The sequence below is a fragment of the Pedobacter sp. ISL-64 genome (assembly GCF_018613605.1).
Lineage (GTDB): Bacteria > Bacteroidota > Bacteroidia > Sphingobacteriales > Sphingobacteriaceae > Pedobacter.
Window position 1 is genome coordinate 56592 of the sequence record NZ_JAGGPU010000023.1, and the last position, 15825, is coordinate 72416.

The 15825-nt window shown below is 41.1% G+C and carries 14 protein-coding genes; 9 read left to right on the plus strand and 5 right to left on the minus strand.

The window, feature by feature from the left end:
• The 4 genes from J7E57_RS24130 to J7E57_RS24145 all read left to right on the plus strand — a co-directional run bounded on the left by J7E57_RS24130 (nucleotide 1) and on the right by J7E57_RS24145 (nucleotide 5315).
• Entirely contained in the window at nucleotides 1-1497 is a 1497-nt protein-coding gene (locus J7E57_RS24130) for a DNRLRE domain-containing protein (RefSeq protein ID WP_215131654.1), read from the plus strand.
• A 49-nt stretch (nucleotides 1498-1546) separates the two neighbouring features.
• Nucleotides 1547-3094, plus strand: coding sequence for a family 20 glycosylhydrolase (locus tag J7E57_RS24135; RefSeq protein ID WP_215131655.1), 1548 nt, complete (start codon nucleotides 1547-1549; stop codon nucleotides 3092-3094).
• Between the two features lie 177 nt (nucleotides 3095-3271).
• Entirely contained in the window at nucleotides 3272-4468 is a 1197-nt protein-coding gene (gene nagA / locus J7E57_RS24140; RefSeq protein ID WP_215131656.1) for an N-acetylglucosamine-6-phosphate deacetylase, read from the plus strand.
• 91 nt (nucleotides 4469-4559) lie between these two features.
• A complete protein-coding gene (locus J7E57_RS24145) occupies nucleotides 4560-5315 on the plus strand; it encodes a glucosamine-6-phosphate deaminase (RefSeq protein ID WP_317196571.1) in 756 nt (251 codons plus the stop codon).
• Nucleotides 5316-5955: 640 nt separating this feature from the next.
• Here J7E57_RS24145 and J7E57_RS24150 read toward each other — a convergent pair.
• The 3 genes from J7E57_RS24150 to J7E57_RS24160 are packed head-to-tail and all read right to left on the minus strand — an operon-like array spanning nucleotide 5956 to nucleotide 9149.
• Complete coding sequence (locus J7E57_RS24150; protein ID WP_215131657.1) at nucleotides 5956-7611, minus strand: protein-disulfide reductase DsbD family protein; 1656 nt, start codon at nucleotides 7609-7611, stop codon at nucleotides 5956-5958.
• Between the two features lie 13 nt (nucleotides 7612-7624).
• Complete coding sequence (locus J7E57_RS24155) at nucleotides 7625-8074, minus strand: protein-disulfide reductase DsbD domain-containing protein (protein WP_029276652.1); 450 nt, start codon at nucleotides 8072-8074, stop codon at nucleotides 7625-7627.
• Nucleotides 8075-8102: 28 nt separating this feature from the next.
• Nucleotides 8103-9149, minus strand: a complete 1047-nt coding sequence (locus J7E57_RS24160; protein WP_215131659.1) for a PLP-dependent cysteine synthase family protein — start codon at nucleotides 9147-9149, stop codon at nucleotides 8103-8105.
• 199 nt (nucleotides 9150-9348) lie between these two features.
• Between J7E57_RS24160 and J7E57_RS24165 the strand changes: the two genes are divergently transcribed.
• The gene (locus tag J7E57_RS24165) at nucleotides 9349-9816 is read left to right on the plus strand and encodes an Lrp/AsnC family transcriptional regulator (RefSeq protein WP_057933797.1); all 468 of its coding nucleotides are present in this window, start codon (nucleotides 9349-9351) and stop codon (nucleotides 9814-9816) included.
• Nucleotides 9817-10167: 351 nt separating this feature from the next.
• Here the strand turns inward: J7E57_RS24165 and J7E57_RS24170 are convergent, their stop codons facing one another.
• Together J7E57_RS24170 and J7E57_RS27315 are read right to left on the minus strand one after the other, a co-directional pair.
• Nucleotides 10168-10758, minus strand: a complete 591-nt coding sequence (locus tag J7E57_RS24170) for a GIN domain-containing protein (RefSeq protein ID WP_215131660.1) — start codon at nucleotides 10756-10758, stop codon at nucleotides 10168-10170.
• 559 nt (nucleotides 10759-11317) lie between these two features.
• Nucleotides 11318-11440: a hypothetical protein gene (locus J7E57_RS27315; RefSeq protein WP_262897905.1), complete on the minus strand. Its 123-nt coding sequence runs from the start codon at nucleotides 11438-11440 to the stop codon at nucleotides 11318-11320.
• Between the two features lie 93 nt (nucleotides 11441-11533).
• Here J7E57_RS27315 and J7E57_RS27535 point away from each other — a divergent pair, with 93 nt between their 5' ends.
• The 4 genes from J7E57_RS27535 to J7E57_RS24185 all read left to right on the plus strand — a co-directional run bounded on the left by J7E57_RS27535 (nucleotide 11534) and on the right by J7E57_RS24185 (nucleotide 15783).
• Nucleotides 11534-11686 carry a hypothetical protein gene (locus J7E57_RS27535; protein ID WP_410522708.1) on the plus strand — a complete coding sequence of 51 codons (153 nt, stop codon included), beginning with the start codon at nucleotides 11534-11536 and terminating at the stop codon, nucleotides 11684-11686.
• 73 nt (nucleotides 11687-11759) lie between these two features.
• Complete coding sequence (locus J7E57_RS24175; protein WP_215131661.1) at nucleotides 11760-12008, plus strand: hypothetical protein; 249 nt, start codon at nucleotides 11760-11762, stop codon at nucleotides 12006-12008.
• A gap of 186 nt (nucleotides 12009-12194) precedes the next feature.
• A complete protein-coding gene (locus tag J7E57_RS24180; RefSeq protein WP_215131662.1) occupies nucleotides 12195-13604 on the plus strand; it encodes a family 16 glycosylhydrolase in 1410 nt (469 codons plus the stop codon).
• 835 nt (nucleotides 13605-14439) lie between these two features.
• The gene (locus J7E57_RS24185) at nucleotides 14440-15783 is read left to right on the plus strand and encodes a serine/threonine protein kinase (RefSeq protein WP_215131663.1); all 1344 of its coding nucleotides are present in this window, start codon (nucleotides 14440-14442) and stop codon (nucleotides 15781-15783) included.
• Nucleotides 15784-15825 lie beyond the last annotated feature (42 nt).

Sequence of the window (15825 nt, forward strand, 5' to 3'; positions counted from 1 at the left end):
ATGAAAAATTTAAAACTTTACTTAAAAGCACTGTTTTTCTGTACAGGCTTGATGGTTGCAGCAGGCTGCAGCAAATTCGAACTATTGAAAAATGAAGATAGCAATGGAGAGGCAGCCGGAGCCAATCTCAAAGCGCAGACCATAAAGCAGTTTTTGCTTACAGATCATAGTACAGATCTTACCGAACTCGATCTTTTTTCAGCTGCCATAAAAAGAGCGGGTTTACTGGATTTATTTGGTACGAGTGATAATTATACAAGCGTATTTTTAACCAACCCGGCCATGAAACAATTGTTGGCCACTATTGGTTATACATCTGTAGATCAGGTTCCCCCGATCATACTCAAAAACCTGCTTGAAGATCTCATCATAAAAGGAAAATTGAAGTCGACTGATATTGGTCTGGGCGAATCGAGAAAATTGGAAACCATTAACGGTAATTTTATTTATTACAGTAGTTCAGATCAATATATCTTAACCATCAACCAAAACTCATCTTTAAGTTCTACCGCGGCTGTGGTAAGGAGCCAGGATTTGGAATTTAGCAATGGCGTGGCGCAGGTAACCGCACAATTTACCTTTTATCGTTTGCTTGATGAAAAGGCTGATGATGCAATTCCCGGCGGAAATGTGGTGACCGAAAAAATAAACGTAACCAAGGATGTTTATATACGTGGCGGAAGCGGCAATAATAACGCCAATTTCAATGATGCCGCAACAATGGATTTAAAAGCCGTAAGCTCGGCCGATGCTACTGTGGGTAGGATAGGGGTAATGCAGTTTCCTTTAACAAAACCAGGCTTTGGGGATAAAATCGGAGCAGCCAAAATGTTTGTATATGTTTACAATACCGGGCTTACTGCTTCAACCATTTACTCTTTTTCTGCACACCTGGGCGAGAACAAGGATTGGACAGAAAGCACCATTACCTGGAACAATGCACCAACATACAATTCGGTGGCCATGTCTACCATTCCGGTTCCGGGTGCTACTGTGGGTTGGGTTTCTTTTGATGTTACCTCGGCTGTTAGCCAGCTTTATGCAAATAACGGAAGCTTTATCAATGTCTTTCTTAGGCATAATGTCGATAATTTTATCAAGCTTAGGCCAAGGGAATTTTCTTCAGGTAGTTTTGCCGCTTATATAGCGGTAACCTCTCCGCCAATAACCTTATTAAAACTTGGGCAGGTAAGCCCGCTTAATGTTTCTGCCAGTAAACCAATTGTACCTTTAGCCATCGCTAATTTACAAATGACAGGTACAGATGACAAGAATATCACTTATACCGTTAAACAGATTCCAACAGCTGGATACTTGGTTAAATACGGGGTTCCGCTGTCTGCCAATGCTTCATTTTCTCAGGCAGATATTGCAAAGGGTGCTGTAAAATACCTTTACGGTGGTACGGGCAATGCCGATAAGATTGTTTTCGAGGCAAGAGATCATAACGGAGGGTATTTCGCAAATGAATTAAGCCTGGATATTGTCATTAATTAAACCATAATATCCAATCTGTCCTGGCGATGTATTGGTTAAAATATAGCATATGAAAATAAAAATTTTGCTGATTTTACTTTTGTGTACGACTTTTTTTAAGTCTGATGCAATTCAATCCGGAAGATCTGGAAATCCAAACCTTTTCCCGGTAAGAGGCTTCCATCTGGATCTTCGCATTCAGGCGATTCCAATGCCAGCACTTAAAAAACTGGCCCTACAGCTTAGCGAAGGTGGAATAAATACGTTGATTGTGGAGTGGGAAGGGACCTATCCTTTTAAAGATGAACCTTTGATTCCCAACCGGTATGCCTATTCAAGAGCAGAAGTGAAGTCTTTTATTGCCTATTGTAATGGGATTAAACTTGATGTAGTTCCGCTTCAACAAAGTTTTGGGCATGTAGAATATATTTTAAGAAATGCAAAGTTTAAGGATCTTCGGGAAGACCAAAAGGATTATTCGCAAGTTAATCCAATCAGGGAGGAGGCAGCAAAAAAACTTTTTACCACGCTGTATAAAGATTTAATATCAACCCACAATTCACCTTATATCCATATCGGTGGCGATGAAACTTATCTTTTAGGCCATGGTGAAGAATCTAAAAAGAAGATAAAAGCAGTTGGCATTGGCCGTTTATATGGCGATTACATTAAAATGCTTTGCGATGTGGTTGTAAGTTTAGGAAAAAAACCGGTTTTATGGGCAGATATCGCACTAAAATATCCCGAAGCATTAAAAGGTCTCCCTAAGGAAACCATTTTTGTGGATTGGAACTATGGTTGGGACATCAACATGTTTGGTGATCATCAGAAACTGATGCAAAGCGGATTTGAAATATGGGGAGCACCGGCAATTAGAAGCCATCCCGATAATTACTTTCTAACCCAATGGGAAAAACATTTTAAGAACATTACGGATTTTGTGCCGATGGCAAGGAAGTTTGGATATAAAGGTATTATAATGACCTCATGGTCTACCTCGGGTTTATATTCTACTGTTTTCGAAAGCACCAGGGATATTTCTGATCTGTATGCAATTAGGCGTGTATATCCCATCAGTGGTTTTAATATGCTGATAGCTGCCTTTTTAAAAGGCATTAAACAAGATGAACCCTTAGATTATAACAGTTTTATCAATGACTACGCCAAATCCAGATATGGTTTCGACGATAACGCCTCGAAGGCTTTTTGGAATGCGATATCGGCAGTTCCCTTCGAAATTATCCAGGGCATGCCTGTAAACACAAAACTTTCCATCCAACAGCTACTGGATAGCACTAGAATTGCCGGAAGGGTTTTGTATAAACTAAAACCCAAAAAAAATGCTGAGGAATTTGAGCATTATAAGTTGATGACCGATATACGCATTCAGTATCTTTCTTATCAGTTAATTGAGTCGAGGGCGAATGCTGATGATATAAAGGAGGATTCAATAAAAAGCTTAATACAGGATCTTGAGGTTTTAAAAAGCAGATCGCTCGATAAGAAGTTCGCTGATCTGAATAAAGATGTGATGTATCCTGCTGAAATTGCTCAGGAAATAGAATACAGGAATGCCCGGATGAATGTTTTACTGGCCAGATTGAAAAGAATAAGATGATGAAGTATAGTTCAGGTAAGATAAATCGGGTTAATACATTTGTTGTCTTGTGGTTTCTGCTCCCTGGCAACAGCAGTTTATATCTAAAGCCTGTACCTTTTACAGAACGGCTCCGTTTTCGGGCATTTAATGGTTTAGGCATGAGCAGAAACGTTATAGATAATGAAAGGTTCAAAAATGAATTTAATTAAAATACACAACGGAAAGATAATCTCTCAATTGAGGGTGATCGATGGGGGCTGTGTAATTGTCAGAAATGGTAAGATTGAAAGTGTTAACCACAGCGATATCAATGTTCCTGGAGCAGTTGTAATCGATGCCAAAGGAAAATATATTTCGCCAGGTTTTATCGATTTACATGTACATGGCGGTGGTGGTCATGATTTTATGGACAATGAAATTGATGGGTATCTGGCTATTGCTGCGCTGCACGCGAAACATGGAACCACCTCGCTAATGCCAACCACTTTAAGCTGCGAATATCAGGACCTGATCGATACTTTGGATGTGTATGAAAAAGCAGATAGCGTAAACCACAGTGGGGCACAATTTATTGGAATCCATATCGAGGGGCCTTATTTTTCTATGGAACAAAAAGGTGCTCAAGATGCAAGATATATAAGGGTACCAAATGTTGAGGAGTATACAGGTATTATCGCCTGTTCCAATAATATAAAAAGATGGAGCGCTGCTCCTGAACTTAAAGGCGCCATTGCGTTCGGGCAATACCTCAAAAAGAGGAATATATTGCCATCTATTGCACATACAAATGCCATTTATGAAGAAGTGGTACCTGCATTCGAAAACGGTTTCACACATGCCACGCATTTTTATTCCTGCATGTCGGGGGTTTCCAGACGGAATGCTTACCGTTACGCCGGAGTGATTGAAAGTGCTTATTTAATTGATGATATGACGGTGGAAATTATTGCCGATGGTGTTCATCTTCCGCCCCCGTTGCTCAAACTTGTGCTTAAAATTAAAGGTGCAGATAAAATAGCGCTTATAACCGACGCCATGCGGGCAGCAGGAATGCCGCCAGGTTTAAGTAAACTTGGCAGTAAAAAGGATGGCCTTGAAGTTATTGTTGAAGATGATGTAGCTAAATTAACCGATAGAAGTGCATTTGCCGGAAGTGTAGCAACAATGGATAGGTTGGTGAGAAACATGATTTCCCTAGCCGATACAACAATTGTTGATGCCGTGAAGATGGCCTCTTTAACCCCAGCCACCATTATGGGTTTACAAAATGCTAAAGGATCTTTAACTGCTGGAAAAGATGCTGATATTGTGATTTTTGATGATGATATCAATGTTCTGCTCACCATGGTTAAGGGCAAAAATATTTATACCGACGAGCTGTTTTCTAAATAGCCCGAATTCAGCATCTCAAATAAGACGGTCTCTTGTTGGTACTTGGTTTTTCTTCATTAAAATTGGTTTAATTAATATATTAAAATTAACAGTGCTAAAAGATTTAAAATTACCCGAAGTTAGGGTTTACGATTCTAGAAAATCAATGGGAGAGGCTGCTGCAAATCGTCTTTCCATTGCCATAGATGCTGTATTAAGGAAAAAAAATACGGTTAATGTTATTTTTGCTGCGGCGCCGTCGCAAAATGAATTTTTAAAGGCACTTTACTACGAAAATATACCGTGGCAAAGTGTAAATGCATTTCATATGGATGAATATGTTGATCTGGAAGATACAGCACCTCAACGTTTTGGCAACTTTTTAAAGGAACGGATTTTCGACCATTTCGATTTCAGATCTGTTCATTACCTTAACGGAAATATTGATAACCTGGAAAAAGAATGCGATCGGTATGCAAAACTTCTTGAAGATTATCCAACGGATATCGTTTGCATGGGAATAGGAGAAAATGGACACTTGGCCTTTAACGATCCGCCCGTTGCCGATTTTAACGACACCAGGAAAGTAAAGGTGGTCGACCTTGATCTTGCCTGCCGGCAGCAACAGGTTAATGATGGTTGTTTTACCAGTTTGGATATGGTACCCACCAAAGCTTTAACGCTAACAATTCCGGTATTATTAAGTGCCCAAGTAATTAGTTGTGTAGTTCCTGGTAGCACAAAGGCACAGGCTGTTCTTAATACGCTTACGCAGCCAATTGATACTGCTTTCCCCTCTACAATACTACGGGAACATAAGGGAACAGTTGTTTTTCTAGATCCCGATAGTGCAAAATACATCCTTTAAATTTACACCAGTTTAAAATTTTAGCCCGTCAACCATTTTTCCTGTAAGATAACCGCTTGCTGGGGCATGCACCCAGTGGTTTGGTTGCGCCCATACCAATATCTTACTCGGCTTTTGAAAGATGATTGCATCTTGGCCTGCAGGCGCTATGACTAAATGAAGAAGTCCCAACGATCAACGACCTTGGGACTTCAGTTTTTAGTAACCAAAAATGGTAGATAAATCCAGCTTAACCAATGTTCCAAGTTTTTCAAGATCGGTCGTTTTGATGGTTTTCTCTGAACCCACAACGCAGTATTATAGTTTTTACCAGAAATATTCTGCTCATGGAAAGACTTGAGGTCTTAGAAACCCAGCGGCTTCAGTTCAGAATAGACATCTATTCTTGAATCGTAGTCGTAGCATAGTTTTTTATCCGCGAGATAGGTGTAAATTATGTATTTCCTCATATGTTGACATTCAGTAAGGGCTTTTTAATGCAAATATTTCCAAGCTCGGCCGTAAAGTTTTGCGTTCTGTGAAACTTTGATCCGATTAAGCAATCTGGTGGTGAAAATGGGCATGCCATCCGGCAATACCCAGATCGTCGTCTTAACTATCACTAACTGCTGGCCACACTTCTACAATGACCAGTATGTTTTTATTTATTATGAAAAGCGTTTAATCCGCTTTCTAAGAATTTTTTATAATTTGTTACTTCATAATCTGCACCCTGTGGTTGTGCCAGTGGCACTTCTGTTTTGGGATCGAGCAGTACATAAAAAGGCTGTGAGTTAGACTGGAATTTCTTGGCCTGCAGATCACTCCATTTTTTACCAATGGTATTGAGTTTTCTTCCCTCCGGTGTAATTACTACATCAGCTGGTGCCAGTTCCGATTTATCATCTACATACAACTGGATCAGTACATAATCATCATTGATCATTTTGTACACATCCTTGTCAGGCCAAACATTAGCTTCCATTTTTCTGCAGTTTACGCAGGCATGGCCGGTAAAATCAATCAGTACAGGTTTGTCCTGTTTTTTGGCTGCAGCTAAACCTTCGCTATAATCGAAATAAGCATTCAGCTTTAACGGTGTATGGAACTTATCCGCATATTTATGTGGGCCATCATTTGCTGAAGTTTGTTTTCCTGCTAGTAATCCAGCAGTATACAGGTCAAAATCTTGTGTTTCCTGTGGTGGAAGAAAAGCAGATACACTGCGTAACGGTGCGCCCCACATGCCGGGGATTAAGTAAACGGTAAAGGCAAGAACTATTGTTGCCAGAAAAAGCCTTGGTACGGAGATGAAAGCCAGCGGACTATCATGCGAAAACTTCAGTTTACCCAAAAGATAGATGCCCATCATCCCGAAAATAACAATCCACAGGCTTAAGAATATTTCCCTGTCAAACCACTCCCAGTGGTAGGCCAGATCTACATTGCTCAAAAACTTTAATGCGAATGCAAGTTCAAGAAAGCCCAATACTACTTTAACACTGTTTAACCAACCGCCAGATTTCGGCAGTTTGTTCATTGCCGATGGAAAAAGTGCAAACAGTGCAAAAGGAATGGCCAGGGCCAGGGAAAAACCGAACATGCCTATTGCAGGCCCTAATAAAGCCCCTGTTGTTGCTGCCTGCACCAGTAGCGTACCGATGATAGGGCCTGTGCAGGAGAAAGATACCAGGGCCAAAGTTCCGGCCATGAAAAACAATCCCGCAATGCCGCCCTTGTCTGAATTGGCATCCATTTTATTTACCCATGAAGAGGGCAGGGTAATTTCGAATGCCCCTAAAAATGAAGCCGCAAAAACAACCAGCAATAAGAAGAAGAAAAAGTTAAAGATACCATTAGTAGACAGGCTATTCAGGGCATCGGCACCAAAAAATACCGTTACCAAAAGCCCAAGCACCACATAAATAAGGATAATGAAAAAGCCATAGAGTGCCGCACGCCGAAAGGCCCTTCCTTTTTCTGATCCTTTAGTAAAAAAACTTACTGTAAGGGGCAGCATGGGGAAAATACAGGGCATCAGCAAAGCTGCTAAACCGCCAACAAAACCTGCAATAAAAATTCCCCACAAGGTTTTGTGTTCTTCTTTTGGTTGGGCAATGGTTTTTTGAGTAGCAGCAGGAACAGGAGCAGCTATTTTAGCAACAGTATCAGTTGTTTTAATTGTGCTGTCAACCGCTTCTGGCTTAATCTCTGTAAAAGTCAGCTCTTCGGTATTTGTGCTGTCCTGTGCATATCCATTTAAAGATATTGCACAGCAGAACAACAAACCGAGACAGATTTTCTTTAAGGATATCATATGCTCTTTGCGCTTATTTTACAGGAATGCTAAAATCTACCTGCTCAGGTGGTAAACATTGCTTATCGTCGCATACCATAAACTCTACATTGCCTTTAATGGTTGCGGTTTTGCCTTTTAGCTTCACTTTTTGTTGAAATACTACCGATTTTTCAAAATAGCTTACGTCCATTTTAAAAGTAGATTCGAATTTGGTTATGGCTTTTGGTTCGATGGTTTTTCCAACCAGGGTATAAGCACCTGATGATGGAAAACTAAAGGTTGTTTTTACCGGACCGCCATCCTTAACAAATTGCGAATAGAGGTGCCAGCCCTGATCTACTGTGGCCTTAATGAAAACAGTAGCCGTATTCGGCCCGGTTTTTTTTGCTGCGTAACTCCAGGTTACAGGTTTTAAAATCTGGCTGTATGCGCTAAGGCTGATCAGGCATATGGCACAGCATAAAATGGTGATTTTTTTCATGTTGTGGTTTATTTGTTGATTATTTTGATTAATGTAATCTGCTAAAGGCCTGGTAGTCGATAAAGTCTATTTCAGGGCTAATGTATCCGGTTTTAACAGGTTCTACCTTCATTAAATCGGTACTTAAATATTTCTTGTTGCTATCCGAGAAGACGGTCACCACACAGCTTTCAATTCCCATTTTTTGCTGTTGTTTTATGGCGCCGATTACATTTGCGCCCGATGATATGCCTACGGCTAAACCAAGTTTCTCGGCCAGTTTTTGCGCCATCAGTATGGCATCGCCATCGTTTACCTGCAGCACTTCATCCAGCTCGTTAAGCTTAACGATTTCAGGGATAAATTCATCAGAAATACCCTGAATTCTATGACTGCCTACTTTATAACCGGTAGTTAAGGTCGGCGATTCTGCAGGCTCCAGTGGATGTATTTTAATGGCTGGATTTTGCTTTCTTAAGAAATTTCCTACCCCCATAATAGTCCCCCCGGTTCCTACTCCGGCAACAAAAGCATTGGGCGATAGGTTTTTCAAGCGCAATTGCTCCCAGATTTCTTTACCAGTGGTGTGTTCATGTGCTTCCGGATTGGCGATATTCTCGAACTGCTTGGGCAAGAAAATATTTGGATCGCTTGCTGCCATCTGTTCTGCAAGTTTAATGCTGCCGATAAAACCGCCTTCTTCTTTGCTCACCAGAATAATCTCTGCACCTAAACTTTTAATAATATCCATGCGCTCTTTGCTCAACCAATTTGGCATAATGATGGTAACCGGATGGCCCAAAGCTTTACCTATGGCCGCAAATGCAATCCCGGTATTGCCACTGGTGGCTTCAACAATCCGATCACCAGCTTTGATCTTACCTTCAGCATATGCTTTTTTTAACGTGTAAAGCGCCATCCGGTCTTTAATGCTGCCGGTTAAATTGTAATGCTCGCATTTAACATAAATTTTGCCTACACGCCCCTGGTAGGTGTAGGTGAGCTCAAGCATTGGTGTGTTACCAACCAGAAGCGATAAATGTTCGAATTTCCCCTCCATGGCAGAAGTCATTTTATTTGCTGTTATTGTGGTCATAACTGTTGATTACATCAGATAGCAATAGCTGTTTTGATTGATTTTTATTTCGGTAAAATTCAGTATTATAATTTTTTACGTCAATACATGTTGTTTTTTACAGAAAATTTCTGCTTTTTTGACAAAAATTTAGTCTTTATTTCAGTTTTGGCTTGATTTTTTAACTTCCATTATATTTTTTTTCAATTTATTAACGTTTATGACCCACGGAGATTTAGATCAGGTTGATGTAGAAATACTAAAATTGTTGCAACACGATGCCTCTTTAACCAATAAAGAAGTATCCTTGAAACTGCATAAATCTATAGCCACTATCCATGAACGGATAAGACGATTAAAGGAGCAAGGCTATATTAAAAGGATTGTGGCCATTCTCGACCGGAAAAAGATCAATAGAAACCTGATCGCTTTTTCGCATGTACTGTTGAAAGAACATACGGCTAAAACCCTGATCGAATTCGAAACCGAAGTTTCTAAGTTTGGCGAGGTAATGGAATGTTTGCAGATGACCGGTGCCCACGATTTTATTCTCCGTATCGCTACCAGGGATATGGATGATTACCACGAATTTCTGCGGAATAAACTCGCTACACTGCCCAATATCACAACTGTTCAAAGTTATTTTGTACTCTCAGAGCCTAAAAGCGAAACGGCATATCCTATCTGATGTAATTGAGGGAGAAAAGCCTGTTGTGCTGAAAGCGGGCGGAGTACTTTTCATTCCCGCTGGAAAAAATCATTCTGCCAGGAATATTGGCAAAGTAAAAGCTTCTGAACTGGCAACTTATATCGTAGTAAAAGGAAAACCGCTATTAACATTGAAAGTAGAGAAACCTTAACGATTTCGGGGATATGCAATTGTAAGCGGAATTATCATATAGAGATCCATGATAGAATAGATCGGTGATGAAGGCGTGCATTTTTCTTTTTTTCAGATTGATCCAGAACAGACCTGTATCGATCAAACAAAAAAGGCGGTCCGTAAACAGACCGCCTGAACCAAAATATAATTCTTTTTTTACTTGCTAAGGGAAGCTAGTGCATTTTCAGTGTTTAGGCTGGTTTTTGTATTAGCTGCAACGAATTTATCCATGGTTAGCTTTTGTCCTTTGCCCATTACGAGCATATGGTCGCCAGTTGAACCACTTAAGGTTAAATCAGCATGATCTTCGATCACAGTATACAATCCGTCAGTTTGTGAGTTTAAGTCTAGTGATGCATTTCCGCTTAAGAAAACCTGCAAATATTGCGTATTGATTTTACCCTGTGTTTTTACTTTAGCGTTATCCATTGCATGGATGCGATAGATATCATTTACGTAAATGGTAAGTTTTGCGGTGCTGTTATCCAAAGCGGTAATCTCTAAACCATCTCCGCTCTGCACAACCTTAACTTTACCAGTGTTTTCATCTGCATAGCTGATGCCGGTACGTTTTCCCTGTATAATGGTCAATTCTACATTTCCTTTTACTTTGATGCGTTTGAAGCTCAATGTTTTTGGAGCGTGAACAGGTTTGATGGTTTCAGCTGCGTTAGCTGATAATACTGCTGAAGTAGATAATACCAATGCCAAAGATGATGCGAATAATGTTTTGAATAAAGTTTTCATATGCTTGAGTTTTAATTTTTATAATGTTTTTATTGATTGTTCTGATATTGAGACGCGCAACAGCCGGAAACGTTTCAGCGCAAATCGCAGCATTATACCAGCCTGGAAAGCTAATCGACAAACGCCAGGAATTCAGAGACAAAAAGATGGTTGTCGCTGTGATTTTTCCAGGTTTTCTTTCCTGAGAGATGAAGTGGATTTCTTTTTTACTTTACGGGTAAATTTTGAACGTTCCGGAAAGAATATGCGGTTTTTAAAGACTTACATTTAAGGCTTCAGATACTGCATTTTTACTCAAATTATTTTTACCGGATTTTACACTAGGGCATTTCGAGTTTAAGAACTGTACGCTGGACGAGACATTTAAGGAAACTGGTACTGCCAAAATCAGAATATCTATTACCAATACTCCTGCCTTTGTACATTGAAGATGATGCCGTTCTTCTCAATTTATGGGATATACTAAATATGAGCTTACCTTTCTCGACCTGGCAAACCATACGGCCGGCCTTGCCTTGTATATGTAGCAGATGATGCCAATTATCTTTGGTAAGCGGCATCATGTAAGTAGGTCTGCCAGATCTTTAAGGCTATGGTATGGAGGTGTTGCAGCTTCATTACTATCAGTTTCCGGATTGATGTGGTCTTTAGGTGGGAAAAACGTTAAGGAAAATCCTTCCATCCGCAAGAAGTTCTATCGTGGCGCAAAGGAACATATTACTTTCATAACCGATCACTTGAGGAAAGTCCTCAGGAATAGAACCGCTGGTTCTATATTAAGATCGCTTTTAATTCACCAGTTTTGGCCAAACAGACTTTCACCGGAGAGATCGATAAAGCCTTACCACCTAAAGTGGTGATATCCAATCTGGGGTTAACTTCAGGAATAAAGGCCAAACTGACAAATGGCACACTGACTTTCAGATAATTTTTTTAAGTGCCGTTCACCCTTTTAGGTTAAAGTTGCATCTTAAGGAAAACCAATATAAACTTTAACTGTCATGAGAAAAAATCTTACCCGAACGGGCCGGCATTCCTTGCCGGTTGTTTTCATGCTGCTTTTCATTTTGGCTACCGGAGCGAGTGCTCAGGCGATAGGAAAAATCAGCATTGAAGGTAGAAACATCACTTTCGCCTCTATATTCCGAAACATTAAAAATCAAACAGGCCTTACCGTATTTTACAGCAACAAACTGATTGATGATTCGGAAAAAGGGAAGGTCTATTTTGAAGTAACGGAAGGAGGTTAAGATGATATGGTAACCTGAATCTTTACCCAGATTAGCCAAAAAAAGCCGGAAGTGCGGCTAATGCTTTCGGCCGGAGTGGTAATGTTGCCGCAAAAAGCTAATCCAATGGTTAGCTGGTAAGTGCCAATTGATGATAACAAAAATTAACAGAATAATCATTTTATAAAAACTGTAATATTTATTGCTATGAAAAAAAGTATGCGTAATATTGGACTGGTCATCACAGTGTTTGTGATCAGTTTCTTGGTAAGTTGTACGAAGTATAGTGAGAATCCTAATCCAGCCATTCTATTGGAGGATATCCCTGTATTAGCAGATCGGCGTTTGTCAATCAACGGCGTTCAACTTAATCCAAACACCACGTTGGAAGCACCAATTGGCATCCCTCCCGGTGCTACCAAGGCTCACGTCCGGCTGACGCTAGCTGGTGCGATTATGAGCACTGCTTATGTACAGGTTAATACGAGTACGGGTGGAGCAAAAGGCTTCAATGTCAATCGAGACATATCCACTCCTTTCAAATATCAATATTGGCGTCCTGGTGACAATGCTGACCTTTGGATTACGGTTGATATTATTAATCCGAGGCACACCCCTGGTGATCAATTCAAGATAACTTTCCCCGGAGAAGGCACCGCCGGCCCTGTTGCTTGTATTTTCCAGATTCAGGAAAACGCAGTCAATGAGCTTCCGGATAAAATGCCCTTTCACCGTAATCCTCTTGTGTTCCATGCAGACGGGATAATCCCAACCATGAACTTGGATATGGCTGCCATTAAATGGTCGGATAGTGGTTATGACGCTGATGGTAAGCCAGTCTGGCGTTCCCGGCTATCTCATGGTTATTCGCAGTCCGGCAATAGTGAGACTGGCCTGTATACAAATGTTGAAGCATTTCCGGAAGACGCGGTGACCCCCCAGACACGAGAGGTAGATAGCGAAGGGAGACCATTTGTTCGGCTGCATACGGTAAAGTTTGAAGAGCCCGTTGGCTATGGCGGTAAAGTATTTCCTTTTCAGGCGTCTGTTTTGCAGGCCTCATACCTTCCAGACTGGAAGCATCGCCGAGGCGTTTACCGCGCTCAAATACAAACCCCCAGCCGTCGCGGAGCTTGGTCTGCTTTTTGGGCTATAGGGAGCAAGCTTAGTACGGGCGTTAGCCAATGGCCACCGGAGATCGACTTCTTCGAGAGCTTCAACGGCGCTTACGGGGCAGCCTACACGCCTCGCTCTACAAGTTCTGCACAACACATCGGTGTGCATGGCTCCAACCAGCGCGATATGGTAAACGGTCTGAAGAGTGAATTGGACCGTGTCCCGGGCTTCGAGCTGAACGTAGACCTGAATGCTAAACCTCACGATTATGCCTGCGTGATTGAAGCCGACTGGATTACGCATTTCGTTGATGGCAAAGAGACCCTGCAGCATAGAAATATGCTTGATAGGGCCGACGGCGGTATCGATTGGGCTTTCTACCCCATCATAAACGTTGCCGTGAAAATAGGTGCGGAAAATCCCTATAACGAAGGAACTCCGGATCTGCTATGGTATGGCCTGCAGTATTATGCTCCAGGCTCCGGATGGTCCATGCAGTAAGGTCCCAATCACGGATTTCCTGTAACAGCATAAGCAAAAAAGCCGGAAGTGCGGCTAACACTTCCGGCTGTAGCGGTCATTAATGCCGCAAGCAGGCTAATCCAATGATCAATTGACAATATATAATTGACTTTTTAAACATTCTATTTAAGGAATAAAAACTATTATGTTGAAAAGTAGCTACACCCTAATCTTAAATTAGAGTCAATCATTTTCCAATTTTAAAACTAAAATTTCATTAAAAATTATATAAGACGTCTTGGGCTTTTAACGGTGATTTTATCGAGAAAAAAAGAAAACACCTTGCTTGCGCCATATCAAAGCTTACGGCATAACAAACGGCCGCATTGCGACCTTTTGTTTTTCTATTTAATTAAAAATTAAATTTTGGCTTTTTTCATTTGAATAATCAACATAGCTAATCTTAAAGAGATGATTAACATGTAGAAGACTTTGCCTTAATTTGATTAGTTCTTTCAATTCTTCATTGAAAACACCTAAATCGTATTCATGTAATCTTTCGATTGCTGGTAAAAACCATATTCTCATATTCCAGGGCTTGGAGTTAAGTCCTTTCTATTAGTTAAAAGATATGCGTTACCAAACTGGGTTCTGGCATAATAATGGCTCCATAAATAAGATGAAACCTGGATACTTTATTTTAGCAACGTCAGTTATTATTTCAACCAAACCGATGTTATACATCGGGGACTGCCGGCAACAGTAGGAATTTCCTCCTGGCCAAGCAAAAAAAGGATTGGGCTGTGTAAGCCTCCATCATATTTATATTATTAATAGGCAACAAAAAATCCTTATAATTGTTATTAGGAGAAATATGAGTAAAGTATTTACAATTACAGAAGGACTGGAGAATTTAGGAGCGCTGCGAACGGGCGGACAAGGATCGGTATATAAGGGGAAACGCATCGGTGCAATCTACTCCGCAGTGAAATTAATCCCTACTCCAATATACAACGAGAACCGCGATGATAAAAATTACCGCAATTTTGAAAACGAGGTAGCAAAGTTGCTAAAGGTAAATGAGAATCCCAGTCCGAATGTTGTAAAAATGCTCAGTTTCGGCATAACCGAAAGCGGATCCTTCCCATTTATAGAAATGGAATATATAGAAGGGCCTGACCTTTGTGAGCTGCTCCAACCCCCACACCAAAAGATATTTACGCTAAGCGAAGTCATAAAAGTGGCACAACACTTGGCTGCTGCCCTTGAGCACTGCCATAAACTCGGGGTAAAACATGGCGACGTTAAGAGCAATAACGTTAAATACAATTTGCACACAGCGAACTATGTGCTACTGGATTTTGGACTCGCCATTATGAGTGAGGAGCAGCGTAGAAGTAGCATCCGGCATGCAGGTGCAGTGGAGTTTATGGCGCCCGAACAAAATGAAGGCAAAATGCTTCTGCAAACCGATGTTTACAGCTATGGCATCATCTTATATGAATTACTCGGAGGACAGGTTCCTTTTCCCCTGCCTGGAAATAGCGATACCGGACGTAATTCGGTAATGATCGGTCATATGGAAAGTGAAGTGCCTGACGTATTAGGTCTGCGCAAAGCAAACTTGCCCACGGGCTGGACCGAGGAGCAGAAAACCCGGGAGATGCAGGTTCCGGAGTGGCTCTTAAAACTGATCAAAAAATGCCTGCAGAAAGATCCTATGCGCAGGTATAGCGATGGAATGGCCTTGCATGAAGCGGTGCTTAGTGGAAGCTTATCGGGCAATGTTTTACCCATCGACCATTCAGCTATGGATTCGCTCAAAACGGAGAACGAAACCCTCCGCAAACAGGTATTGGAACTCGAAAGTATAGCCCAGATTCCGGAAAGAAACGGTATACTGTTACCTCATTTTGCGTTTGCGCTTATGATCATCTCAATTATCGGATTGATTGCTTTCTTGGGCTATTCCCAGTTTCGCAGCGAGCCCCAACCACAGCAAGCTGTTCAAACCATAGATTCGATCCCGCCGGCAGTTGATACCACAGCACAGGAAAGAAGAAGATTGGCGAATCAGCGCAAGCTGGCTGAAGCAGCAGCAACGAAGCGGGCGGTGGATAGTGCAATCAACGCGGAGATCAAAAAAGCTAAAGATAAAGTTGCCGATAGCACAGAAGACCTTAATCCCGATACTACATTGAGTCCTGTACAGTTTTAATTTTTAAAAAACAATTGCCCTTAACCGCCGCATAGGCACCCT